Consider the following 22,240-nt stretch of genomic DNA (forward strand, 5'->3'; position numbering starts at 1 on the left):
CGCGAAATGGCCCGCCGCGGTCGCTGAGGACCGCTCGCTGAAATGCCCGCAAGAACGCCCGTGGCGTGCACCGGGTGGGCACGCCGCGTCAATAACTACCATCAGTGTACGGGTGAACGTCGGAACCGCCGACCGCATTCCGGTCCGGTAGTGGGCCTGCTCACCCCAAGTGCGCAACCTCGCCAGTTTAGATGTTCGAGGCCCCGGTCGCCAAAGCGCCGGGGCCTCGCCACACTGTCGGACCTGCGTCAGTTACGTCAGGTTCCCCAGGAAGTCGGTGAAGGCGTCACCCGCTGTGAACACGAAGATCAAACTGACCGTGACCAGCAGGCCGAGCACCACCAGCATCGCGACGACCACCTTGAAGTTGCTGCGGCGCTGCTCGGTCGGGGCGTCGTACCAGCCCTGGGCCAGGATGTGGCCGGTCAGCGAACCCGAGTTCTCCACCGGGTCCATCGAGACCGGCATCGTCGTGTCGATCGACGGGTAGGCGCCGGTGCCGTACACCGTGCCGGCCTGGCCACGCTGCTGCGGCACGCCGCCCGAGGTGGGGTTGACCGGGGTGGTCGGCGAGCCGTACGGGGTTCCGGTGGAAACCGGCTGAGTCATCTCGATGTTCTCCGGCGACGACGGGTAGCCACGGTAGGGCGTTCCCCGGGGGGAGCTCTGCGGGGCCGGTGGCAGGCCTGCCGAGGCGGCGGTGGGCGGCAGGGTGTAGCTGGGCAGGCCGTTGCCGTTGCCGTTCCCGATCACCGGGGGCGGCGGGACGATCGGCGGCACCGGGCCGGGAACCGGGCTCGGGCCGGGGCCCGGCGGAACCGGGCTGGGGCCAGGGCCGGGCGGCACCGGACTCGGGCCGGGACCGGGCGGGACGGGGTTGGGGCCAGGGCCTGGGGGTACGGGACTCGGCCCCGGGCCCGGCGGCACCGGTCCGGGCGGCGCCGGGGTCGGCTTCACCGGTCCAGGCGGCACCGGAACCGGCGTGGGGGCCGGCTCCGGGGTGGGCGCCGGAATCGGGGCGGGCGGCGCGGGAGTGGGCACAGGCGGCGCCGGGACCGGCGCGGGCGGCTCGACCGGCGCCGGGCGGATCGGCTCGGGCCGGGCCGGCTCCGGATCCGCCGGCTTCGACGGCGCGGGACGCGGTGGCACGGGCGCGGGCTTGTCCGGTTCCGGCTCCGGTTCGGCGGGGTCCTTCTCGGGCTCGGCCGGTTTCGGCTCGTCGGGCGCCGGTTCGGGGTCGGCGGGCTTCTCCGGCTCCGGGCTGTCATTCGGTTCCGGGCTGTCGTCCGGTTCCGGCGCGGAGCCGTAGACGGTCGGCTGAGCAGCGGCCCGCGCGGAGGCGGGCACCTCGTCGGCGGTCGCCCGGACCACACCGGGAACGGCGGCCCGCGCGGTGCTCGACCCCGACCCGGCGGTCGAACCCGACTCGGCGATCACGCCGGGCGCGGCCGAAACAGGCCGCACCGACGACCCGGCGGGCGCCGCGGGCACGGGAGCGGCGGCGGGCGCCGCGGAAACCGGCGTGGCGGCAGGCGCTGCGGAAACCGGTGCCGAGGCGCTGACCCGGTCCGCGGGCGGGCTGGAGGCCGGCGCTGCGGAGACGGGAGCGGAAGCGCTGGAAGATGTCGCGGCGGGTGCTGCGGAGACCGGCGCGGAAGCGCTCACCCGAGCGGCCGGGGCCGGCGCCGCCGAGACGGGAGCAGCCGAGACGGGAGCAGCCGAAACCGGCGCGGAAGCGCTGACCCGGTCAACGGGAGCCGTGGCGGGCGCGGCCGAGACCGGAGCGGAGGCACTGACCCGGTCGGCGGCGGGCGCGGCGGAGACCGGCGCCGAGGCGCTGACCCGGTCGGCGGGCGGGCTGGAGACGGGCACCGAGGCCGACGCCTTGACCACCGGCGCTTCGGGTGCCGGCGGAGCCACCGGCTCGTCGGGAGCGGGCTCGTCGGACGGCGTGGCCCACAGCGCTCCCGCTGCGGGTGCCGGCGGAGGAGCGTACCCCTCGATGTCTGTCGCGGGCGGCCGCGCAGCGGACGGCGTGCTGATCTCGCCGTCCCTGGTCGCCTGCTGCTCGTCCATGGGGTTTCCTCCCGACCACCGCTGCCGACGCTCGGACGTCGCGCGCTGACCTTAACCGTGCCATATCAGCCGGTGTGAGCACACCCGGCATCAGCGTCAGCCGTGAAGCTCCGAGAGACCGAGAGGCAACCGGCCGTTTCGACCGTATTTCTCCGGGTGCGTACTACCCGATTAACGGACTAATCGCCACTCGATGCGCTGCCGGACGAGGCGGCCCCGGTCGTCGATGCCGACGTCGTGCTCGTCGCCGCCGAGGTGGTCTTGGCCGGGGTCGGGATCGGCTTGGGCTTGGTGGTGGTCTTGGTCGTGGTCTGGCTCGGCTCTGGCTCCTCCTCCTTCGGCGGCGTGGAGGTGGTCGAGCTGGACGTGTTGGCGGGGTTGCCCGAGCTGGATGACGTCGACGAACTGGGGCTGCCCGAACCGGAGCCGGCCGAGGTCGACGTGCTGGGACTGCCGGAACCCGAGCCGGTCGACGTCGACGTGCTGGGGCTGCCGGAGCCCGAGTTGCTGGGGCTGCCCGAACCCGAGTTGCTGGGGCTCCCGGAGCCCGAGTTGCTGGGACTGCCGGAACCCGAGTTGCCGGGGCTGCCCGACCCCGAACCTGACGAGCCGCCCGGGTTGGACGGGCCGCTGGGACCCGACGAATTGCCCGAGCCGGGGTTCTTCGGCGGGTCCGGGATGGTCGGCGGTTTCGTGGTGGTGGCTGTCGGCTTCGGCGTCTTGGTCGGGGTGGCCGGTTCGTCCGGGTCGGGGGTGCCGAGGTCGGGCAGCGCCGTGTCCCCCTCGATCGAGCCGAACACCCGGGTGGCGCCGAAGAGCCGGGACCACCGGACCGGGGTGAGGCGGACGTTGAGGCCGGTCCGCGGGGCCTCGACCATCATGCCCTCACCCGCGTACATCGCGACGTGGTGGATGCCGGTCCAGCTGTTGGAGTTGCTGAAGAACAGCAGGTCGCCGGGAAGCAGCGAGTAGCGGGAGACGGCCCGGTCGCGGGTTTGGTAGTACTGGTCGCGGGAGACCCGGACGAGCGGGTAACCGACGCCGCGGTAGGCGGCGAACATCAGGCCGGAGCAGTCGTACTGGTCGGGGCCTTCCTCGGACCACACGTACGGGTCGCCGCGCTGGGCCAGGGCGAACTGAAGCGCCTGGACGGCCCGGGGATCGGCGCCGCGCCCGTCCTGGGCGCCACCGAGGATCTCCGAGCCGAGCTGCTGGTCGGTGATGGTGGAGGCGGCCTCGGCGGCGTTGATCTCGTCCCGGTTGGCGGCCTCGAGCGTCGCCTGGGCGGTCTGCTTGCGGGCCAGGGCCGCGTTCAGCGTGGTCCACTGCGTGAGCCGCTCCGCATAGCGCGCCTCGGCGGCCTGGTGATCGGTGGTCGCGGCTTTCGCGGCCTCCTCGGCGGCGAGCACGCGCCGGGCGGCGGCCTCGTAGGACGTGGCGTCGCCGCGCTGCATCCGGGACAGCGCCTCCAGCTCCAGCAGCCCCGAGTCCAGCGCGCCGGGCGGGAGGGCGGCGGCCTGCTGCATGGTCGCGTCGGCCGCGGCCTCCGCCTCCCGGCGAGCCTGCTCCAGCGCGTGCTGGGTGTCGGTGACCCGCTGGGACGCCGCGGTGACGTGGGTCTGGGCGAGGTCGCGGTCCTGGCCGGCGCGGACGAGCCGCTCACCGATGGCGGTGATCTCGGCGCGGCCCTTCTCCACCTTCTGGATGATCGGGCTGGCGACGCCGCCGGGCGGGAGCAGGGACGGCGCGGACGCCGTGGTGGTGGTGACGGGTGTGCCGGGCAGGACGAGCGCGCCGCTCAGGGTGGGGCGCGAGCCGGCCGAGGGCACGCTGGCGGTGCCGGGGGCGGAGGCCGGGTCGGCGAGTGCCGGGATCGGCTGGAACAGCGCCGCGATGGCTGCGGCCACCACGGCTGAGCAGGCCAGAGGCCGAAAGCATGAGTGCACGAAACGCCTGAGTTGGGGGCGTCCGTACCGCGATGCCTTGCCCATGAGCTCCCCGTCCGCGTCGGTACCGACCGTCGCTAGTCGTCCCTAATGGTTCATACCGCAAGCGCCGTACCGGTGTCGATCGAATGAAGGTGAAAGCACGCTGAGATTTTTTCAGATCAGTGGTGCCAGGGGTGTCCAGAGGGGCGCGACGTACTCTCGACCGCATGGATGCGGGGTTGAAGCGTGAGCTCGAGGCCAAGGTCTACGCCGGTGAGCGGCTGACGCGGGAGGACGGCGTCGCGCTCTACGCCTGTGACGATCTGGCCTGGCTCGGCCGCCTGGCACATCACCGGCGCACCGAGCTGAACGGCGACCGGGTGATGTTCAACGTCAACCGGCACCTCAACCTCACCAATGTCTGCTCGGCCAGCTGCGCGTACTGCTCCTTTCAACGCAAGCCCGGCGAGAAGGACGCGTACACGATGCGCATCGACGAGGCCGTCGCCAAGGCCAAGGAGATGGAGGACGAGCAGCTCACCGAGCTGCACATCGTGAACGGGCTGCACCCGAGCCTGCCCTGGCGCTACTACCCCAAGGTGCTGCGCGAGCTGAAGGCCGCGCTGCCCAACGTGAAGCTCAAGTGCTTCACCGCGACCGAGGTGCAGTGGTTCGAGAAGATCAGCGGGCTGCCGGCGAGCGAGATCCTGGACGAGCTGATGGACGCCGGGCTGGAGTCGCTGACCGGCGGCGGCGCGGAGATCTTCGACTGGGAGGTCCGGCAGCACATCGTGGATCACGAGTGCCACTGGGAGGACTGGTCCCGCATCCACCGGCTGGCCCACGAGAAGGGCATGAAGACCCCCGCGACCATGCTGTACGGGCACATCGAGGAGCCGCGGCACCGGGTGGACCACGTGCTGCGCCTGCGTGAGCTGCAGGACGAGACCGGCGGGTTCGCGGTCTTCATCCCGCTGCGCTACCAGCACGACTTCCACGACTCGGCGGACGGCAAGATCCGCAACCGGATCCAGGACCGCACCACGATGGCCGCGCCGGCCGAGTCGCTGAAGACCTTCGCGGTGTCCCGCCTGCTGTTCGACAACGTGCCGCATCTGAAGAACTTCTGGGTCATGCACGGCCTATCGGTGGCACAGCTCTCGCTCAACTTCGGCGCTGACGATCTGGACGGCTCGGTGGTCGAATACAAGATCACCCACGATGCCGACTCGTACGGGACACCGCACACCATGCACCGCGACGACCTTCTTCACCTGATCTGGGACGCCGGGTTCCAGCCCGTCGAGCGGGACACTCGTTATCAGGTGGTACGGGAGTACGAGAAGGCGCCGTCGCTGGCCGAGCGGCGCAGCGAGCCCCAGAAGATCTGGGCCTGACATCCGCGGACGGTGAAGTCGATGCCCCAGCTGAAGAAGGACGCGACCGGTCGCCTGGCGACGATCGGTGACCTGCTGGGTTCCGCGTTCGCGGGCCTGGCCGTCGGCGCCGCCGTCCTGCTGGTCTTCGAGGCGGTGCTGGCGCTGACCGGCCTGGGCGAGTTCGGCGAGTCGAACGGTTGGCTGATGCTGATCCTGCCGGTCTGGTTGTTCGTCGAGGAGTTCCGGGCCGAGGGCTTCGGCGCACACCGGATCATGGTGGGTGCGCTGGCCATCGGGTTCGGTGTCGCGGCCGGGATGACGGTGGCCGGTCTGGTGGCCGGGGTCGCTCCGGCCTTGGTCAGCGGCGGCAGCGGCGCCCTGACCGGTACGGTCGTGTACTGCCTGGTCTGGTTCTACGGCCTCCGGTGGCTCAGTCACCGGTCCGGCTGAGGGAGATAACGCATGAAGCCCGCCGTCAAGTACACGCTCGGCCGTCTCGGATTGTTCCTGGCGGTCTTCGTCGTGCTGTTCCTCCTGACGCCGTTGAACATCCTGGTCAGTGCGATGGTCGCGTTCGTCGCCTCGGCCGGGCTGTCGTTCATCCTGTTGCGCGGCTGGCGTGACGAGATGGCCGAGCAGCTCGGCGAGATCGCGGCGCGCCGCACGGCGGAGAAGGACCGGCTCCGGTCGGCGCTGGCCGGCGACGAGGACGCGGCGGCCGAGGGTGACCGGGTCACCGCCGCCGACATCGTCGAGCACCCCCGGCGCACCGGAGCCTGAAAAAGCCGGTGCGCGTCCGGGCTGCCGCAGGGTCGTGGGTTAGCGTTTGAAGGACCGCGCCGCAGCGAAGCCGGTGTGAAACCGGAGCTGTCCCGCAACTGTGATCCCTGCTGGCCCTGATCCGGCCGGGAGGTCTAGCCAGGTCGCCTGGGCGCGGTCGCGATTCAGCGCTCCCGGGGAGGGGCGCCTCGCGGGCGGCGGCCGGTGTGTTGGGCCCTGTCGGCGAAGCACCACACGCCCGGCCGACAGGAGGACTCATGAAACGCCTGCTCACGACCGCGATGGCGGCCACCGCCCTGCTCCTCGCCGGATGCGCCGGGAACGATCCGGCGCCCACCCCTGCCGCGTCCGGGCCGGCTGCGGCCGCGTACCCCGTCACGGTCGGCTCGGTGACCTTGGCCACCCGGCCCGAGAAGATCGTCTCGCTGAGCCCGACGGCGACCGAGATGCTGTTCGCGATCGGCGCCGGCCCGCAGGTCGTGGCGGTCGACGACCAGTCGACGTACCCCGCGGAGGCGCCGAAGACGAACCTGTCCGGGTTCAAGCCGAACGCCGAGGCGATCGCCGCGAAGGACCCGGATCTGGTGGTGCTCTCCGGTGACGCCGACAACATCGTCGCTCAGCTCGGAAAGTTGTCGATTCCGGTCTTCGTGTCGCCGGCCGCCGTCACCCTCGACGACACCTACCGGGAGATCACCGAGTTCGGCACGCTCACCGGGCACACCGGCGAGGCGAAGGCGCTCAACGAGCGGATGGCCGCGGACATCGACCGGATCGTGAAATCGGTGCCGGCCCGGACCAAGCCGCTCACCTACTTCCACGAGCTCGGCCCGGACCTCTACTCGGCGACCTCGAAGACCTACATCGGCTCGGTCTACACCCGCTTCGGCATGAGCAACGTCGCCGACGCCGCCGATCCGGCCGGCAAGTTCGCCGGGTACCCGCAGCTGTCCCAGGAGTCGCTGGTCAGGTCGAATCCGGACACGATCTTCCTGGCCGACACCAAGTGCTGCCAGCAGTCCCCGGAGACGGTGCGGGCCCGGGCCGGCTGGTCCACGGTCACCGCGGTCACGAAGGGCCAGATCTACCCGCTCGACGACGACATCGCCTCGCGCTGGGGTCCCCGTACCGTCGATCTGTTTCAGGCGGTAGCCGACGCCATCAGCAAGATTCCCGCGTGAGTTCCCGCCGGCCCGCCGGGCTGCGCCCGGTGTGGCTGGCGGCGGGTGTGCTGACGGTGCTGGTCGCGGTGGTTCTGGGCCTCGCCTTCGGCTCGGTCCCGTTGCCGCCCGGCGGCGTCGCGGTGGAGATGCTCAACCTCGTTCCGGGGGTACGGCTGCACAGCGGCCTCACCGAGCGTGAGGTGGCCATCCTGACCCAGCTCCGGCTTCCGCGCGTGGTCCTCGGCCTGATCGTCGGCGCCATGCTGGCCCTCGCCGGCGCCGCCTACCAGGGCGCCTTCCGCAACCCGCTGGCCGACCCGCACCTGCTCGGGGTGGCCGCCGGGGCCGGGCTCGCGGTGACCGTGGTGATCGTTCTCGGACGGAGGGCGCAGGACGGTCTCACCGAGCTGCCGATCGGTGTGCCGATGGCCGGGTTCGCCGGCGCGATCGGGGCGGTCGCGCTGACCTGGCTGCTCGGGGCGGCAGGTGGCCGGGACCGGTCTCCGGCCACGCTGATCCTGGCCGGGGTGGCCGTGTCGGCGTTCCTGTCCGCGGCCCAGACCTACCTGCTCCAGCGGCACGTCGAGTCGCTGCGCGAGGTGTACTCCTGGCTGCTCGGGCGGCTCGCCACGGCCGGCTGGCACGACGTGCTGGTGGTGCTGCCGTACGCGGTGATCACCGCCGCGATCGTCCTGGCCCACCGCCGCGAGCTGGACGTTTTGACCGTCGGCGACGCCGAGGCGACCAGCCTGGGCCTGCATCCGGAGCGCAGCCGGTACCTGCTGATCATCGCGGCGTCGCTGGGGTCGGCCGCCGCGGTCAGCGTGTCCGGGCTGATCGGCTTCGTCGGGATCATCGTGCCGCACACGCTGCGGCTGCTGGCCGGGCCGAGCTACCGGGGCCTGCTGCCGCTGTCGATGCTGTTCGGCGCGGCGTTCCTGGCGCTGACCGACCTGGTGGCCCGGACCGTGGGCGGCGAGGCGGAGATCCCGATCGGCGTGATCACCGCGTTCCTGGGGGCGCCGTTCTTCATTCTGGTGCTGCGGACCAGCCGGACGGCGCCGGTATGAGCGCCGTCGAGGTGGCCGGGCTGACCGTGCGGCTCGACGACAAGCTCATCGTCGACCGTGTGGACCTGGACGTGGCCGAAGGCGAATGGGTTACCGTCATCGGGCCGAACGGGGCCGGCAAGTCGACGGCGTTGCGGGCGATCGGCGGGCTGCTGCCGTTCGGTGGGACGGTCCGGTGGCACGGCCGGGCGGTGGACACCCTGCACCGGCGGGACCGGGCCAAGGCGGTGGCCACGGTGCTGCAGTCACCGGTGGTGCCACCGGCCATGCGGGTGTTCGACTACGTGCTGCTGGGGCGTACCCCCTATGTCCCGCCGCTGGGCCGGGAGTCGGCCGCCGACCTGGCCGCCGCTGAGGAGGTCCTCGCCGCCTTGGACCTGACACCGTTCGCCGGCCGCCGCCTCGACAAGATCTCCGGAGGCGAGCGGCAGCGGGTCTTCCTGGCCCGCGCGCTCGCCCAGGGCGCCGGGATCCTGCTGCTGGACGAGCCGACCAGCGCTCTGGACATCGGCCACCAGCAGGAGGTGCTGGAACTGGTGGACCGGCTGCGCGCCGAACGGGGCCTGACCGTGCTCGCCACCATGCACGACCTGACCACCGCCGGGGAGTACGCCGACCGGATGGTGCTGCTGGCCGGCGGCCGGGTGGTCGCGGCCGGCACCCCCGCGGAGGTTCTGACCGAGAACACCCTCGCCGAGCACTATCGGGTCAAGGTGCGGATCATCCCGGGGGATCACGGTCCGCTGGTGGTGGCTGTCCGCGGATGATCTCCGCAACCAGACCGCAACCGTGCCGCGCCCGTTTCGCACTCCACGGAATCCTCAAGTTCCCGAAGTGAAGGGTATGACGGACGCGAAGGTTGTCGAGATCGCCCTGCAGGCCATGACGATCGCCGCCAAGATGTCGGCTCCGGTGCTGCTCACCGCCCTCGGGGTCGGTTTCGCCATCTCGCTGTTCCAGTCGGTCACCCAGATCCAGGAGGCCACGCTCTCCTTCGTCCCGAAGGCGATCGCGATCGGCGCGGTGCTGCTGCTGGCCGGCAACTGGATGCTGCGCGAGATGATCACGTACACCACCCAGCTGTTCGAGAAGATCCCCAGCCTGCTCGGCTGACCTCAGCGATGCTTGTTCAGGATGGCGAACGTGCCGCCCTGCGGGTCGGTGAGAACCGCGTACCGCGCCCCGGGAATCGTCGTCGGCGGATGGACGAGCCGGCCACCCAGTCGTAGCGCGTGGTCGGCCGCCACATCGCAGTCACCGACCGCGAAATAGATCTGCCAGTACGGCGGCAGGTCGTCCGGCCAGCCGCTCCCGATCATCAGCTGGATCCCGGCCACCGGCGTCCGGCCGAGCTCACACACCGCATACGGCAGGCCACCGACCTGCCCGTCCCGGAACCCCCAGCCGAAGACCGACCCGTAGAACGCCAGCGCGCCCTCCAGGTCCCTGGTGTTCAACTCGGTCCAGGTCAGCGCGCCCGGGATGTCGAAGACCTCGGCGCCGCGCATCATCCCGGCCTCCCAGACGCTGAACGGCGCCCCGGCCGGATCCAGGAACGCCGCCATCCGGCCCTGATCCATCACGTCGAACGGCGGCACCAGCACCTTGCCCTGCGCCGCCTCCACCCGGGCGGCCACCGCGTCCGCGTCGCCGGTCGCGAAATACGTGCTCCAGGCGGTCGGCTGGCCCTCGCCGAACAGCGGGCCGGCGCCGGCCACCGGCAGCCCGTTGAGCAGGAACGTCGTGTAACCACCGAACTCGTCACCGGAGACCTCGGCCGTCCAGCCGAACAGGGCGGTGTAGAAACGGATCGCGTCGGCGAGATCGGCGGTGGCCAGATCCACCCAGTTGGGCACTCCGGGCGACGGAACGGTCATGCCCGCATAGTGGCACTTCCATACCCGCCGCCGATCGGAAGTGTCGGCCTTCTAGCCGAACCTGCGACCCTCGTCTCGTCGGAACGCCCACGTCGCCAGCAGACCGAAAAGTATCGTCCAGCCCAGCAGCGCCAGTGCCGCGCGCGGCTCGAACGGGTAGTCGCCGACCGTCGTCCACATCAACCGGACCGCCGCGCCGGTCGGCAGGTAGGGCGCCAGATCCTCGACGAAACCAGGCGCCCCGCCGGGTGCGGTCAGCAACCCGCCACCGAAGGCCAGCGGCAGGAACAGGATCTGCGCGACCACCAGCGCCGCCTTCGACGGCAGCGAATAGCCGATCGACAGTCCCATCAGGATGAACGGCACCGAGATCGCGGCACACAGCACCGCCGCGCCACCGAACGCGACCGGGCTCAGCGTCGCCTCGGTGAACAGGGCGGCGATCACCACCACCGGGACCAGCGCGACGACCATCATCAGCAGGCCGGTCAGCAGGCGGCCGAGGAAACGGGGCCGGGCGCCGGCGGGCAGCGTCCGCACGTAGGGATCCCACGGCTGCGCGCGGTCCTCGGAGACGCCGATCCCGTACTGGAAGAGATTGGTGTTCATCACCGCGAACGTGATCATCGAGGCGGTCGCGTAGGTGGCGGCGACCGGATCGTCGCCGGCGAACGGCACCACGAACGCCAGCATCGACGCGGCCGGCCAGAACGCGCTGCCCACCACCGCGATCGGGATCCGGAACAGCTCCAGGGTCTGGAACCGCGCGTGGGTCAGGGTGAGCGTCATCGCTGATCCTTTCCGGTCAGAGTGAGGAATGCCTCTTCGAGCGAGGCGGGCCGCACCTCGAGGTCGCGGAACGGCACGTCGCTCGCCACCAGATCCCGCACCATCCGGTCCGCGTCCGAGGTCAGGGCCTGCAGCCGGTCACCGTTGCGTTCCAGATCAAACCCTTGCGGCGGTACGGGTGAACTGAAGCTGACCCGGCTCACCTTCACCATCCCGCGCACCGCCTCCAAGCTGGCGTCCGCGAGCACCCTGCCGTCCGCCATCACCACCACCCGCTCCGCCAGCGCCTCGATCTCCTCCAGGTAGTGGCTGGTCAGCACCACCGTCCCGCCCCCGGCGTGGAACTCGCGGACCGCCTCCCACAGATCCCGCCGCGCCTCCACGCCCAGGCCCGTCGTCGGCTCGTCCAGGAACACGATCTCCGGCCGGCCGGCGAACGCCAGCGCCACCGCGAGCCGGCGCTTCTGCCCGCCGGAGAGGCCGCCGGTCTGCCGTCGCACCAGGTCAGCGAGGCCGAACCGGTCCAGCACCTCGGACCGGGTCAGCGGATCCGGGAAGTGCGAGCGAACGAAATCGATGACCTCACCGACCCGCAGCGAACCCGGCAGTCCCGTCTCCTGCGGAGTGACGCCCAGCGTGCGCCGGAAACGCGGGTCCCGCGGATCCCCGCCGCACAGCTCCACCCGGCCCGACGTGGGCCGGCGGCTGCCGGTGAGCAGGCCGACCAGGGTGCTCTTGCCGGCCCCGTTGGGCCCGAGCAGACCGACGATCTCCCCGGCCCGAACCTCCAGATCGACTCCGTCGACCGCCACATTCGACCCGAACCGTTTGGTGACCCCTTCCGCCCGGGCGTACGCCTCCAGTTGCCTCACGTGCATCCCCGTGTCCCTTCGTGTTCTTCCGATGTGGTCGTTGCTCTCGGTCACGGCGCACCGTCACCAGGAGTGATCAGCGACCGGAGAGAGTGGACGTACTCGTCGAACGCCAGACGACCACGCGCCGTGAGATGCACGAGGGTCGCCGGGGTGCGGCCGCGGTGGGTCTTGGTGACCTCGACGTAGCCCGCCTCCTCCAACTTGCGCAGATGCACCGAGAGGTTCCCGGCCGTCATCCGCAGGATCTCCTGCAACCGCGGGAACGCGATCCGGTCACAGCTGCCGAGCTGCGACAACGCCGCCACCACCCGCAGCCGCGCCTGGGCATGAATCACCGGATCCAGCTCCGGCAGCGTTTCCCCACCCACGGCCCCGCTTTGGCCGGTGGTCCCGTCTTGGCCCGTGGGCCTGCCCTGGCTTGCATGCCTGTCCTGGCTCGGGTTGCTGTCTTGGCCTGTGGGACTGGTCTGGCCTGGACGAACGTCTCGGCCCGGGTTGCCGTCGGATGGTCTGGTGCCGGCCGCCGCCGCGGTCCGGGCGTCGGCCGGAATGTCCGCCTGGTCGTCGGTCACCGGAGACGCCACCAGCCGATGAAGCCGGCGACCAGCAGGCCCCCGCCCCCGGCGACCGCGACCAGCAGCGCGTGCCAGCCCGGGCCGAGAAGGACACCGACGGCGTTGACCGCGCTGATCCAGGCGCCGAGCACGAACATGTCGCGCAGCTGCCAGATCGCTGCGCCGGCCATGTAGAGGACGCCGACCAGCGCCACCATGCCGCCACCCCAGAGCAGGCCGGCCAGCTCCGGCGACAGCGCCTCGCTCACCTGACCGAAAACGATCGCCAGCCCGGTGAAGCCGACCGACCAGGAGATCCCATACATCAGCCCCTGGCGGCTCGACGGCCCGGAGATGTGCCGCCCCGACCGTGCCCCGATGATGCCGGTGAAGATCCCCGCCACGATGAGCAGGGCGGTCAGCGCGGTCAGCGGAATCCACTCCGGCATGTCGACGAGGACCCGGCCGTCCGGCCCATAGCGCAGGAACGACAACCCGAAGCTGATCAGCCAGGTCAGGCCCCACGGCCAATACATCAACCGGGGATCCGGCGTGACCTCCCGGATGGCGTTGACCTGCTCGCGCTCGATGAGCCGCAGCGCTTCCCGCGGATCCTCGAAGATCGATTCGTCATCGGTCGATGTCATGCCTCGACTTTATGGCACAAAGTCAAAGAACTTTGTGCCATAAAGTTGACGGTGGTCGCTGTCGGGCGTTCAGCAGAACCGCGTCGGGCACAACCAGCCCGGAATGTTCACGTCGTCATCGTCGTCGGAATGCCGGGGAATCGACGGCAGATCGACGTCCCCACCCCCGCCCGTCGACGGCTTCTCGGGCTCCGGCCGTACCAGCACCACCAGCAGCCGTCCCGGGCGCAGCGGCTGACCGGCGGCCGGGATCGACCCGACGATCAGATCGCCGGCCCCGTACGAACCCTTCAAGCCCGCCCGCGCTCTCGCCTCTGCCGGGGGCTCGTTCTCGTAACTCTCGCGCGGATCGGAGGCGACCTTCGGCGCGTGGCCCTTCGCGTACCGGAAGATGACGAGTTCGCTCACCGGGTCGAATACCGACTTGTCGTCATACCGGACATCCGACGAAGACTTCCCGACCGGCAGCTTCGGCATCGCCGGATGCTTCGCGAACCAGCCCGCTTCACTGTTCTTCAGCAGCAGCAACGTCGCGGGGGACGTCATGATCGCGCCTGCCGCCGGTTCCGTCGCGACGACCGTCCAGTTGCTTCGGTCGAACATGCTGCGGTCCAGCGGCGACGCATCCCGGTACTTCTGCCGGATGTCGAGGTCGAACAGCGTCTGCGACGCGGTCTTGTAGGGCTGCCCCACGACGTCCGGCATCACTCTCGTCGGCGGCGTCTCCGAGATCGTGGGGGACGGGCTCACCGGCGGCCACGTCCACGGCGTGAACGACGGCGCCAGGCCGGCGGGTTTCGCCGCTGACGGATCGTCGGTCTTAAACCTGTTGGCGCAGCACCCGAGCACCAGCACCACCGCCAGCACACCGCCCCAGGTACGTGCCGTCACGTCGGTGTACCCCCGCAGCCGTCATCCCGGATCACCGGATCCTCCAACCCGTCCCACCAAAGTTGATCATCATCGCAGGAAGGTGTGGCGTGGTCACTCCGGCAGTCAGACAGCCCTCATCCGGCTGGTCGTGGGTGCTGTCTCCGGCCGCTCGACACAGCTCATGGCTGTCTCCGGGCGGTCGAGACAGCCATGAGAACCAGCCGACGGTTCACGGGCGGCGGATCCGCCTCCGGTCGGGGCCGAAGTCCGCGTGAGAGCTCGCGGGCGGCCGAAACCCCCTCCGGTCGGAGCCGGAGTCCGCGTGAGGGGCTGCGGGCGGCCGGATCCGCCTCTCGTCAGGGCTGAACTCTGCGCGAGGGTTGCGGGCGGCCGTCGACCAGGCGCCGAAGTTCGGGAGGTGGATCAGAGGTCGCCGTGGGTGTGTGGGAAGGGCCTACGGTGGGCCGGTGCGGAAAGTGGCGTTGGTGACGGGGTCGGTGTCGGGGATCGGGGCGGCGACGGCCAGGCGGTTCGCTGCGGACGGGATGACGGTCGCGGTTCACTCGCGGGCCAGCCGGGAGGCCGGGATCGCGCTGGCCGGGGAACTCGGCGGCAGCTATCACCAGGCGGATCTCGGGGACGACGAGGCGGCCGCCGGGCTGGTGCCGGAGGTGCTGGAACGGCACGGGCGGCTCGACGTGCTGGTCAACAACGCGGGGATCAGCTGGCCCGTACCGCACGCGCAGCTCGACGCCCTGACCGCTGCCGACTGGCGGCGGCTGCTCGACGTCAACCTGATCGCGCCGTGGCTGCTGTGCACCGCCGCGCTTCCGGCGCTGCGTACGACCGGCGGCTGCATCGTCAACGTGACCAGCCATGCCGGGGTCCGGCCGAAGGGCAGTTCGATCGCCTACGCCGCGAGCAAGGCCGCCCTGAACCACGTGACGAAACTGCTGGCCGCCGCGCTCGGGCCGGACGTACGGGTGAACGCCGTCGCCCCCGGCCTGGTCGACACGCCCCTGACCGCTTCCTGGACCGATGCGCAGGAGCTCTGGCGTACCGCGAGCCCGATGCGCCGCGCCGCCCAGCCGTCCGATGTGGCCGACCTGATCGCCACGCTGGTCACCAGCACCTACCTGACCGGTGAGGTGATCCTCCTCGACGGCGGCCTGAACCTCCGCTGACCCCATGGGAGGCGAGCCGTCGTTCCTGCAGGTCATGACCGGGGGATAGCCGGTCTGGCGTACGGCTGACGTGCCGTTCGTCGGTCAACGGCCGCGCCACGAACGGATCGCGGTCCCGGCGGGCCGTCGTCGAGGCATGCTTCGCGGTGGCCGAACGGTGTCTGAGCGACGGCTTACGATCGGGGCGTGAGCGGAACGATCTTGCGGGCGGCGCAGCGGCACGAACTGCCGGCGGTACTGGAGTTCTGGCAGGTTGCGGCGGAGAACGACAGCCGGCCCGCGGACACCAGGGCGGCGATCGAGGAACTGCACCGGCGGGATCCGGAAGCGCTGATCCTGGCGGTCGACGGCGACGAGATCATCGGCACCGTCGTGGCCGGGTGGGACGGCTGGCGGTGCCACCTCTACCGGCTCGCGGTCGCGCCGTGGCGGCGCCGGGAGGGCATCGGCGGCCGGCTCATCGCCGCTGCGGAGGAGCGTTTCACGAGCTTCGGGGGTACGCGGGCAGACGCCATGGTCCTCGACGGCAACAACGCGGCGCACGGCATCTGGAACGCGCACGGATACCGCCCGCAGGACGACTGGTCCCGCTGGGTGAAGCCGCTCACCTGAGTCGCGGGGAAATGCGGTTTACGCAGGAGGAGGCGTGACGTGGGGGATCAGGAGCTGTTGTACGCGCTCGCCCGGAACCCATCGTTGCCGCCTGAGCTGCTCGAACGGCTCGTCGCGAATGCTGGCGGGGAACTCGCCGCTCTGCTGGCGGAACGGTCCGATCTGGATCCGGAGCAGGTGCGGGCACTCGCCGGACGGTCCGAGGGCGCGCTGGTCACGCTGGTCCGGGACGGCCGGATGGGGGTGGCGGAGGTGGATCCGGTGGTTCACCCGTACGCCGCAATGCTCTTGCTCGGCAGCGGGATCGGCAGTGCGGAACAGGCGAACCTGTTCGCGCGCGATCCCGACGCGAAGCGGCGCTTCGATCTGGCGTCCTGCCCCGGGCTGCCGGCCGAGGTGACCGCCCTGCTCGCGTCCGATTCTGATCTGCGAGTGGTGGCCGAGCTGGCGTTCTTCACGGCTGACCGGGAGTTGCTCGCACGGTTGGCCACGCATCCGCACGCCGAGGTTAGGGTCGGGGTGGCGGGGAACCCGGCGACATCCCCGGAGGTGCTGGCGACGCTGGTAAGGGGCGGGGAAGGCGGGCCGGCGTCGTGTGCGGTTTGTGTGCGGCATCCGGTTCCGTTCGTGCATGACCCGGGATGCCGGCTCCCGGACTGTGATCTTCCGGCTGGGGCGGCCTGCGACGGGACGCACCAGTTCGCTGTCCACAGCCTGCTCTACCAAGCTGTGGATAACCCCGTGACCCCGGTAAACGCAGCGATCCGGGTGGCTGGTCATCCGTCGGCGATCGTGCGCTGGACGCTTGCGGCCCGGGCGGATCTTCCGGCGGACATGGCGGAACTGCTGGCCGGGGACCCGGTGCCGAGGGTGCGGAGCGCGGTCGCGGAGAACCCGGCGCTGTCCGGGGCCACGATCCGGCGGCTGGCCCGCGACGACTACGGGGAGGTGCGGCGGATGGCCGCCCGCAATCCGCGGGTTCCGCTGGAACTGCTCACCCGGTCCGGCGGTGACGGCCCGTTGCCGCGGATCGCCGCGGCCGGCCCGGAAGAGGTACCGGAGCTGGCCGGGAGCCGAAACCCGCGGCTGCGGATGCTGCTGGCGGAACGCCGTGACCTGCCACCGGATATCCGCGACCGGCTCGCCGCCGACCCGGACGCCAGTGTGGTCAAAGCGGTCGCGCCGCATCCCGGCCTGCCGGTGGAGCTGATGCGGGACATGCTCGCCCGGCACGGCGTCCGGGTGGCCGCGAAGCTCGCCACCAACCCGGACGCCCCGGCTGACCTGCTGCTCGACCTGGCCCGGCACGTGCCCCGGGTACAGAAGGCACTGCGCGAGATCGCCCGGCATCCGAACGCCCCGGCCGCCGCGCTGGAGATCTGCCTGACCGACGCGCAGGCCCGGCCGATCGCGGCCGGTCACCCCGCGCTTCCCGCCGCCCGGATCGCCGAGCTGCTCACCGACCTGATCGAGGCCGGCGAAAGAAAGAACGATCAGTCCGGCGAAAGGGCGGGCGATCAGGCCGGGGAAAGGGCGGGCGATCAGGCCGGGGAAAGGGCGGGCGAGTAGCTCAGCGACCCAGAGCTTCGAGGGCGGCGATCGCCTGCCCCAGGTGATCGTCGCCGAACGGGCGCAGGACGATCGTGTCCGAGCCGCCGTCGGCGAGGAGGCGAACCCCGGCCGGAACGTCAGCGGCCGGGCCGATCAGCCCGAACACCTCGTCGACCGGCACACCCAGGAAACCGGCCTGACCGGCCAGAGCCGTGGTCCGGATCGCCGCCGCCTTCGCCGGGTCGTCCTCGACGTGCAGGAACGCGAAGTTGATGATCTCGTGGTCGTCGCCCGCGCCACCCCGGCGGAGGTGGCCGATCGACTCGGCGATCCGATCCGGCTGCAGGCCCTCGACCAGGATGGTGCCGTCCGCGACCCGGCCCGACAGCTCCAGCGAACGCTGCTTCACCACACCGGTGACGATCGGCGGGACCACCGCCGGCGGGTGCACCAGCTTGATGCCCTCCAGGTGCACCTCCCGGCCGTCGACGTCGACGGTCTCGCCGTTGAGCAGGCCGCGGATCGCGACGATGCTCTCCTCGAGCAGCGCCAGCGGAGACTTCGGCGCATTGCCGATCCGGCGCATCCAGTCGCCGACGCCGTGACCGATTCCGGCCACGAAACGGCCGGGGTGGACCCGGGCCAGGGTGGCGATCTCCATGGCGTACACGGCGGGGCTGCGGAACGGCGTGGGCGCGATGCCGAGACCGACCCGGATCCGGCTGGTGGCGGCCAGGGCCAGGGCGGCGGCGCTGACGCCACCGTTCCAGCCGAGGTCCTCCACCACCCACAGATCGTCGGCGCCGGCAGCCTCGAGGGCGGCTGCGAACTCCGGTAGTTCCTCGGGGGCACGGTTGCAGTCGAACATCACGCCGATACGCGGTTCACGAGACATCACGAGAGCGTAAGCGGCTCCGGCAACGGCTTCGAGTGCAATACCGAAAGCCGGGTGACCGCCCTGGTCAGGACCACGTACAGGCGGTTCAGGCCCTTCGGTTCGGCGGCCACGATGTCGGCCGGCTCGTGCACCACGACGTGGTCGTACTCCAAGCCCTTGACCACCGTGGCCGGGACCACCGTGACGCGCGCGCCGGAGTCGACGTCGGCCGGCGTCGCGTGCTCGATCCCGGCGGCGTCCAGCAGGTCGCGCAGCCGCTGCACCGCGGAGTCCGCCGCGATCACCGCGACCGAGCCCTCGTGCGCCAGCGCGGCGGTCACCTCGGACACGGTCCGCGGGTCCAGCTCGGCGGGCTCCGCGACGCCGATCACGGCGAGATCGCCGTCGCGGCGCAGGGAGACGGCTTCCGGCACATTGACGCCGAGCGCCGGGAGGAGGCGGTTGGCCAGGGCCACGACAGCTTCCGGTACGCGGAAACCGACGGTCAGCGGAACCACCGCGGCGTCCGGCTTCCCCAGGTGGACGAGGATGTCCCGCCAGTCGGTGGTGGCCCACGGCGCGGTGCCCTGGGCCAGGTCACCGAGGAGCGTGATCGACCCGTGCTCGCTGCGCCGGGCGATCGCCCGGGCCTGCATCGGTGACAGGTCCTGCGCCTCGTCGACGACCACGTGACCGAAACTGGTCTCCCGCTCCAGCAGCCCGGCCGCCTCGTCGAGCAGCAGCAGATCGGCCGCGCTGAACTTGGCGGACTTCACCGTCTTCGGCGGCTTGACCCAGCGGATCGCCTCCTGCTCCGCCTCGCTGAGCAGGTCGCCGGCCGCCGACGGGTCGGTCAGCAGGGCCACCACCAGCGACTCCGGGGTGACCGCCGGCCAGCACTGCTCCAGGAACTCGGTGACCTGGGTGATCCGGCTCATCCGGCGCAGCCAGGAATCGCTCGGCGAGTTGCCGGTGCGGTACTCCGACTGGCGTTGCAGCAGGCCGACGACCCGGGCGCGGACCCGTTCCCGGCCGACCGCGTACGGCAGGCCCTCCCGGCGGGCCTCGTCGACGATCCGGCGCAGCGGCTCGGTGTCGATCCGCCAGCGGTAGGAGCCGTCGGACACCATGATCGGGTCGGTCGGCTTGCTGATCCGGGACCACAGGGCTCGGCTGAGGACTTCGGCCATCCGTACGTCATGCTTGATCGCCGTGGCCGCAACCGGATCGCCCGCTCGGACCGGCGCCCGGCTGACCAGGTCGTCCAGCGTGGACTGGTGCACCTCGACCTCGCCCAGGGTGGGCAGCACCGCCGAGATGTACGACAGGAACGCCGTGTTCGGGCCGACGATCAGTACCTTCGACTTCCGCAGCCGCTCCCGGTGCAGATAGAGCAGGTACGCGGCCCGGTGCAGGCCGACCGCGGTCTTGCCGGTGCCGGGCGCGCCCTGCACGCAGATCGAGTCGGCGAGATCGGCCCGGACCAGCTCGTCCTGTTCCGGCTGGATGGTCGCCACGATGTCCCGCATCGGCCCGACACGCGGCCGCTCGATCTCCGCGGTCAGGATGCGGGAGCTGGTGCCGAGCTCCTCGCCACGGTCCAGGTGCTCGTCCTCGAAGCTGGTCAGCTCCCCTTTGACGAACCCGAACCGGCGCCGGGTGCTCACCCCTTGCGGATCCCGGACGCTGGCCCGGTAGAACGAGCGGGACAGCGGCGCCCGCCAGTCCAGCACCATCGGCTCGCCGGCGTCGTCGGTGACGTGCCGCCGCCCGACGTGGTAGGCGCTCTCCTCGATGTCCAGGCGCCCGAAGAACAGCGGGGTGTCCGGGTCGTCGGCCAGCTCCTTGACCCGGCGGGCCATGTGCCGCCCGAGCTGCTCGGCGGTGTAGGAGTCACCGGCGACCTTGTCCCCGGTCGCGAAGAGGGATTCGGCACGGTCCCGCATCCGTCGCAGAGCGGCCCGGGAGCTTTCCAGATGCGTACGTTCGGCGACGAGTTCGGTGTCCAGTTCAGTGGCAGGCACAGGTCATCCTCGGCAGGCTGATCAGGGCTGCGCTCGCGTATCCGAGCAGGCGGGTCGGCCGCCCTCGGCGCGGGGACGCCCGCTGCGGTGCATGCTCACCACGGCCGTCAAGCGGCCCTCCACGCTACTCGGCTCTGTTCTGTTGTCCAGCGAATTTCGTCAGCGGGACAGCCGGTATCGGCGTAGCGGTGATCGTGGCGGCGCGGTCGGCTGGACACGTCCTGCGGCTTCGAGGCCCTTCAAGGCACGTATGACCTTCATATAGCTGAGCCCGGTGCGTTCCTCGATCTCCCGCCGGCTCAGGTCCGCGCCATCGGCCAGGGCGTGGCAGATGCGATCGGCATCGGTGGCGTCCGCGGCGATGTCCAGTGCCAACTGTTCGGTGGGGGAGGCGAGAAGGTAACGCGCGTGCCGGCGTTCCCCGACTCGGACCACGATCCCGCGGTTGACCAGATCCGCCAGTTCAGCGGTGGCCCGGTGAGCCTCCAGGCCGAGGTTGCGCATGGTGGAGTTGGTGACGGCCCTTCCCTGCCGCATCTCCGCGAGGGCCAGTCGCTGGGGGGTGGACAGATCCTGTTGCGCGAGCCCGGCGATCCAGGCGGTGGTCTCATCGTCCAGCAGCGTGTGCCGTGGGAGCAGGAGCTTGAACCGGGTGATGCGGTTGTGGAACTCCGGCAGTGGGGAGCCCGTCCGCCGTAGCTCACGGAGCATGGTGGGGATTCCGCTGGCGCGGTTCTCGCACACCATGCGCCCGGTCTCAGGCAGGCGGACGTCCTGCAGCAGACGGGCAAGGACCGGATTACGGGTGGAGGTGACACCCTCCCCGCCGAGGTCGTCCTCGGTGACAGCTCCGAACAGCCCACCGGGGTTCGCAATGACCAGTCGATCCGAGTACAGGGTGATCTGTACCGGTGTGCCGCGGGAGTAGGACGAGTAGTCCCGGTGCAGGAGGGCGTTGGCGACACCTTCACGGATGACTTCAGCCGGGTAGTCGTAACGGTCGATGCGCCCGCTGCCGTCGATGAACGAGCGGACGGAGGTGTTACGAAGAACGGCGGAGACCGCCTCGTCAACGATCACCGGGATCGGGCCGTCGAACGATCGGTTCTCCAGGAAGCGTGGCCCGTTGGCGGGGATGTCCTGAGAGGACGTGCCCGGATAGACGACAAGCGTGGCATTGAGCTGAGGAAAGAACTGCTGAGGATAGGCGCCCAAGGTCAGGAGCCCGCCCAGGGTGGGCCGCAGATCGCCGTTCGGATCTTCGGCGAGCACGTTCAGTCGACGGAGCGCCTGCTGACTCTCCAGATCCGCGAAGGCCCGGGGCTGCCGCTGACGGACTCGCGCGAGCAGGATCTGGACCTCGGCCTCGTCGAGATCGGCCAGGGTGGCGCCGGGAACCGGCTCCCGGTCGTCGGCGGGCTGGCCGCGATTGGTGTGCAGGAGATGAATCTCGAAGTCGGTCAGCCGCCGATCGCCGTCGCCACCCCGAGTGAACGAACCGTTGTACTCGCCGCGTGCAGCCACGTAACAGGGCTTGAAACGGGGATCGAGTTCACCGACCTCCGCGGCCACCACCAGGGCGTCCTCGAATGGCACGATCTCGATCTCCGCCCGTACCGGTGGGTGCAGGTCGTCGTTGCAGGCGGACGCGAGTGAATCCCGAATCCGGGCCGCGTCGAAGCCAGGAGCGGACTGGAACCCGGTAGCCTCGTCCAGCCCGAGGATCACCGTTCCGCCACGGTCGTTACTAAAAGCGCTCAGGGTGTCGCGTACCGATTTGGGCAATCCGCCGCCGGCGGCTTTGACCTCGACTTCTCGCAGGTCCGTACCGCTGCGGCGAAGGAGGGCAACGAGACGGGCGAGTTCTTCTCGAGTCATGAGCATCCTTGCCAAAGACTTGTGCAAAAGACTTTAGCAACAGGTGCCTGCGATGTAAGCCACGCTGAGGCACTGCCGACCAGCATGCGAGACACGATCGGGG

General features: G+C 70.7%; 22 protein-coding genes and 1 riboswitch. Of the genes, 11 read left to right on the forward strand and 11 right to left on the reverse strand.

Going from position 1 to position 22,240, the window contains the following annotated elements; genetic code table 11:
* Positions 1-252: 252 nt before the first annotated feature.
* Positions 253-1,371 (reverse strand): hypothetical protein, encoded by a 1,119-nt coding sequence (locus ACZ3II_RS35135; protein WP_465523523.1) that lies wholly within the window; start codon positions 1,369-1,371, stop codon positions 253-255.
* Between the two features lie 22 nt (positions 1,372-1,393).
* Between ACZ3II_RS35135 and ACZ3II_RS35140 the strand changes: the two genes are divergently transcribed.
* Positions 1,394-2,125: a hypothetical protein gene (locus ACZ3II_RS35140; protein ID WP_465523525.1), complete on the forward strand. Its 732-nt coding sequence runs from the start codon at positions 1,394-1,396 to the stop codon at positions 2,123-2,125.
* A gap of 130 nt (positions 2,126-2,255) precedes the next feature.
* On the opposite strand, the gene ACZ3II_RS35145 is transcribed toward ACZ3II_RS35140, so the two are convergent.
* Positions 2,256-3,983: a C40 family peptidase gene (locus ACZ3II_RS35145; RefSeq protein ID WP_465523527.1), complete on the reverse strand. Its 1,728-nt coding sequence runs from the start codon at positions 3,981-3,983 to the stop codon at positions 2,256-2,258.
* 248 nt (positions 3,984-4,231) lie between these two features.
* Between ACZ3II_RS35145 and mqnE the strand changes: the two genes are divergently transcribed.
* The 7 genes from mqnE (at position 4,232) to fliQ (ending at position 9,509) form a co-directional block, all read left to right on the forward strand.
* Positions 4,232-5,401 carry an aminofutalosine synthase MqnE gene (gene mqnE / locus ACZ3II_RS35150; protein ID WP_465523529.1) on the forward strand — a complete coding sequence of 390 codons (1,170 nt, stop codon included), beginning with the start codon at positions 4,232-4,234 and terminating at the stop codon, positions 5,399-5,401.
* Between the two features lie 21 nt (positions 5,402-5,422).
* On the forward strand, positions 5,423-5,833 hold the full coding sequence (locus ACZ3II_RS35155; RefSeq protein WP_465523531.1) for a hypothetical protein: 411 nt from the start codon (positions 5,423-5,425) through the stop codon (positions 5,831-5,833).
* A 12-nt stretch (positions 5,834-5,845) separates the two neighbouring features.
* A complete protein-coding gene (locus ACZ3II_RS35160; RefSeq protein ID WP_465523532.1) occupies positions 5,846-6,163 on the forward strand; it encodes a DUF4229 domain-containing protein in 318 nt (105 codons plus the stop codon).
* A riboswitch (cobalamin riboswitch) is annotated at positions 6,164-6,329 on the forward strand. It begins immediately after the preceding gene.
* A gap of 91 nt (positions 6,330-6,420) precedes the next feature.
* Positions 6,421-7,344: an ABC transporter substrate-binding protein gene (locus ACZ3II_RS35165; protein ID WP_465523534.1), complete on the forward strand. Its 924-nt coding sequence runs from the start codon at positions 6,421-6,423 to the stop codon at positions 7,342-7,344.
* Positions 7,341-8,396 carry a FecCD family ABC transporter permease gene (locus ACZ3II_RS35170; RefSeq protein ID WP_465523536.1) on the forward strand — a complete coding sequence of 352 codons (1,056 nt, stop codon included), beginning with the start codon at positions 7,341-7,343 and terminating at the stop codon, positions 8,394-8,396. Before ACZ3II_RS35165 ends, ACZ3II_RS35170 begins: the two co-directional genes overlap by 4 nt.
* Positions 8,393-9,163, forward strand: a complete 771-nt coding sequence (locus tag ACZ3II_RS35175) for an ABC transporter ATP-binding protein (protein WP_465523538.1) — start codon at positions 8,393-8,395, stop codon at positions 9,161-9,163. The genes ACZ3II_RS35170 and ACZ3II_RS35175 overlap by 4 nt, the downstream gene beginning before the upstream one ends.
* Before the next feature lie 76 nt (positions 9,164-9,239).
* The gene (gene fliQ, locus ACZ3II_RS35180) at positions 9,240-9,509 is read left to right on the forward strand and encodes a flagellar biosynthesis protein FliQ (RefSeq protein WP_465523540.1); all 270 of its coding nucleotides are present in this window, start codon (positions 9,240-9,242) and stop codon (positions 9,507-9,509) included.
* 2 nt (positions 9,510-9,511) lie between these two features.
* Here the strand turns inward: fliQ and ACZ3II_RS35185 are convergent, their stop codons facing one another.
* The 6 genes from ACZ3II_RS35185 to ACZ3II_RS35210 all read right to left on the reverse strand — a co-directional run bounded on the left by ACZ3II_RS35185 (position 9,512) and on the right by ACZ3II_RS35210 (position 14,029).
* Positions 9,512-10,273 carry a VOC family protein gene (locus ACZ3II_RS35185; protein ID WP_465523542.1) on the reverse strand — a complete coding sequence of 254 codons (762 nt, stop codon included), beginning with the start codon at positions 10,271-10,273 and terminating at the stop codon, positions 9,512-9,514.
* 51 nt (positions 10,274-10,324) lie between these two features.
* Entirely contained in the window at positions 10,325-11,062 is a 738-nt protein-coding gene (locus ACZ3II_RS35190; RefSeq protein WP_465523544.1) for an ABC transporter permease, read from the reverse strand.
* On the reverse strand, positions 11,059-11,940 hold the full coding sequence (locus ACZ3II_RS35195; protein ID WP_465523546.1) for an ABC transporter ATP-binding protein: 882 nt from the start codon (positions 11,938-11,940) through the stop codon (positions 11,059-11,061). The genes ACZ3II_RS35190 and ACZ3II_RS35195 overlap by 4 nt, the downstream gene beginning before the upstream one ends.
* 44 nt (positions 11,941-11,984) lie before the next feature.
* On the reverse strand, positions 11,985-12,509 hold the full coding sequence (locus ACZ3II_RS35200) for a winged helix-turn-helix domain-containing protein (protein WP_465523548.1): 525 nt from the start codon (positions 12,507-12,509) through the stop codon (positions 11,985-11,987).
* Positions 12,506-13,138 (reverse strand): transporter, encoded by a 633-nt coding sequence (locus ACZ3II_RS35205; RefSeq protein ID WP_465523550.1) that lies wholly within the window; start codon positions 13,136-13,138, stop codon positions 12,506-12,508. Before ACZ3II_RS35205 ends, ACZ3II_RS35200 begins: the two co-directional genes overlap by 4 nt.
* Positions 13,139-13,207: 69 nt before the next feature.
* Positions 13,208-14,029: a hypothetical protein gene (locus tag ACZ3II_RS35210; protein WP_465523552.1), complete on the reverse strand. Its 822-nt coding sequence runs from the start codon at positions 14,027-14,029 to the stop codon at positions 13,208-13,210.
* Positions 14,030-14,496: 467 nt separating this feature from the next.
* On the opposite strand from ACZ3II_RS35210, the gene ACZ3II_RS35215 reads away from it, so the two are divergent.
* The 3 genes from ACZ3II_RS35215 (at position 14,497) to ACZ3II_RS35225 (ending at position 17,376) form a co-directional block, all read left to right on the forward strand.
* Positions 14,497-15,195 carry an SDR family NAD(P)-dependent oxidoreductase gene (locus tag ACZ3II_RS35215; protein ID WP_465523554.1) on the forward strand — a complete coding sequence of 233 codons (699 nt, stop codon included), beginning with the start codon at positions 14,497-14,499 and terminating at the stop codon, positions 15,193-15,195.
* Positions 15,196-15,381: 186 nt separating this feature from the next.
* Positions 15,382-15,807 (forward strand): GNAT family N-acetyltransferase, encoded by a 426-nt coding sequence (locus ACZ3II_RS35220; RefSeq protein WP_465523556.1) that lies wholly within the window; start codon positions 15,382-15,384, stop codon positions 15,805-15,807.
* A 39-nt stretch (positions 15,808-15,846) separates the two neighbouring features.
* Entirely contained in the window at positions 15,847-17,376 is a 1,530-nt protein-coding gene (locus ACZ3II_RS35225; protein ID WP_465523558.1) for a hypothetical protein, read from the forward strand.
* 1 nt (position 17,377) lies between these two features.
* On the opposite strand, the gene ACZ3II_RS35230 is transcribed toward ACZ3II_RS35225, so the two are convergent.
* From ACZ3II_RS35230 to ACZ3II_RS35240, 3 genes are all read right to left on the reverse strand, one after another.
* A complete protein-coding gene (locus ACZ3II_RS35230; protein ID WP_465523560.1) occupies positions 17,378-18,253 on the reverse strand; it encodes an LLM class flavin-dependent oxidoreductase in 876 nt (291 codons plus the stop codon).
* On the reverse strand, positions 18,253-20,259 hold the full coding sequence (locus ACZ3II_RS35235) for a HelD family protein (protein ID WP_465523562.1): 2,007 nt from the start codon (positions 20,257-20,259) through the stop codon (positions 18,253-18,255). The genes ACZ3II_RS35230 and ACZ3II_RS35235 overlap by 1 nt, the downstream gene beginning before the upstream one ends.
* A gap of 159 nt (positions 20,260-20,418) precedes the next feature.
* Positions 20,419-22,137, reverse strand: a complete 1,719-nt coding sequence (locus ACZ3II_RS35240; RefSeq protein WP_465523564.1) for an ATP-binding protein — start codon at positions 22,135-22,137, stop codon at positions 20,419-20,421.
* Between the last annotated feature and the right edge of the window lie 103 nt (positions 22,138-22,240).

The organism is Actinoplanes sp. NPDC019969 (assembly GCF_055562375.1).

Bases quoted from the DNA above. Each gene is read 5' to 3' on its own strand.
- mqnE (WP_465523529.1), top strand. From the start codon at position 4,232: ATGGATGCGGGGTTGAAGCGTGAGCTCGAGGCCAAGGTCTACGCCGGT.
- ACZ3II_RS35155 (WP_465523531.1), top strand. From the start codon at position 5,423: ATGCCCCAGCTGAAGAAGGACGCGACCGGTCGCCTGGCGACGATCGGT.
- ACZ3II_RS35160 (WP_465523532.1), top strand. From the start codon at position 5,846: ATGAAGCCCGCCGTCAAGTACACGCTCGGCCGTCTCGGATTGTTCCTG.
- ACZ3II_RS35165 (WP_465523534.1), top strand. From the start codon at position 6,421: ATGAAACGCCTGCTCACGACCGCGATGGCGGCCACCGCCCTGCTCCTC.
- ACZ3II_RS35175 (WP_465523538.1), top strand. From the start codon at position 8,393: ATGAGCGCCGTCGAGGTGGCCGGGCTGACCGTGCGGCTCGACGACAAG.
- fliQ (WP_465523540.1), top strand. From the start codon at position 9,240: ATGACGGACGCGAAGGTTGTCGAGATCGCCCTGCAGGCCATGACGATC.
- ACZ3II_RS35185 (WP_465523542.1), bottom strand. From the start codon at position 10,273: ATGACCGTTCCGTCGCCCGGAGTGCCCAACTGGGTGGATCTGGCCACC.
- ACZ3II_RS35190 (WP_465523544.1), bottom strand. From the start codon at position 11,062: ATGACGCTCACCCTGACCCACGCGCGGTTCCAGACCCTGGAGCTGTTC.
- ACZ3II_RS35195 (WP_465523546.1), bottom strand. From the start codon at position 11,940: ATGCACGTGAGGCAACTGGAGGCGTACGCCCGGGCGGAAGGGGTCACC.
- ACZ3II_RS35205 (WP_465523550.1), bottom strand. From the start codon at position 13,138: ATGACATCGACCGATGACGAATCGATCTTCGAGGATCCGCGGGAAGCG.
- ACZ3II_RS35230 (WP_465523560.1), bottom strand. From the start codon at position 18,253: ATGTCTCGTGAACCGCGTATCGGCGTGATGTTCGACTGCAACCGTGCC.
- ACZ3II_RS35240 (WP_465523564.1), bottom strand. From the start codon at position 22,137: ATGACTCGAGAAGAACTCGCCCGTCTCGTTGCCCTCCTTCGCCGCAGC.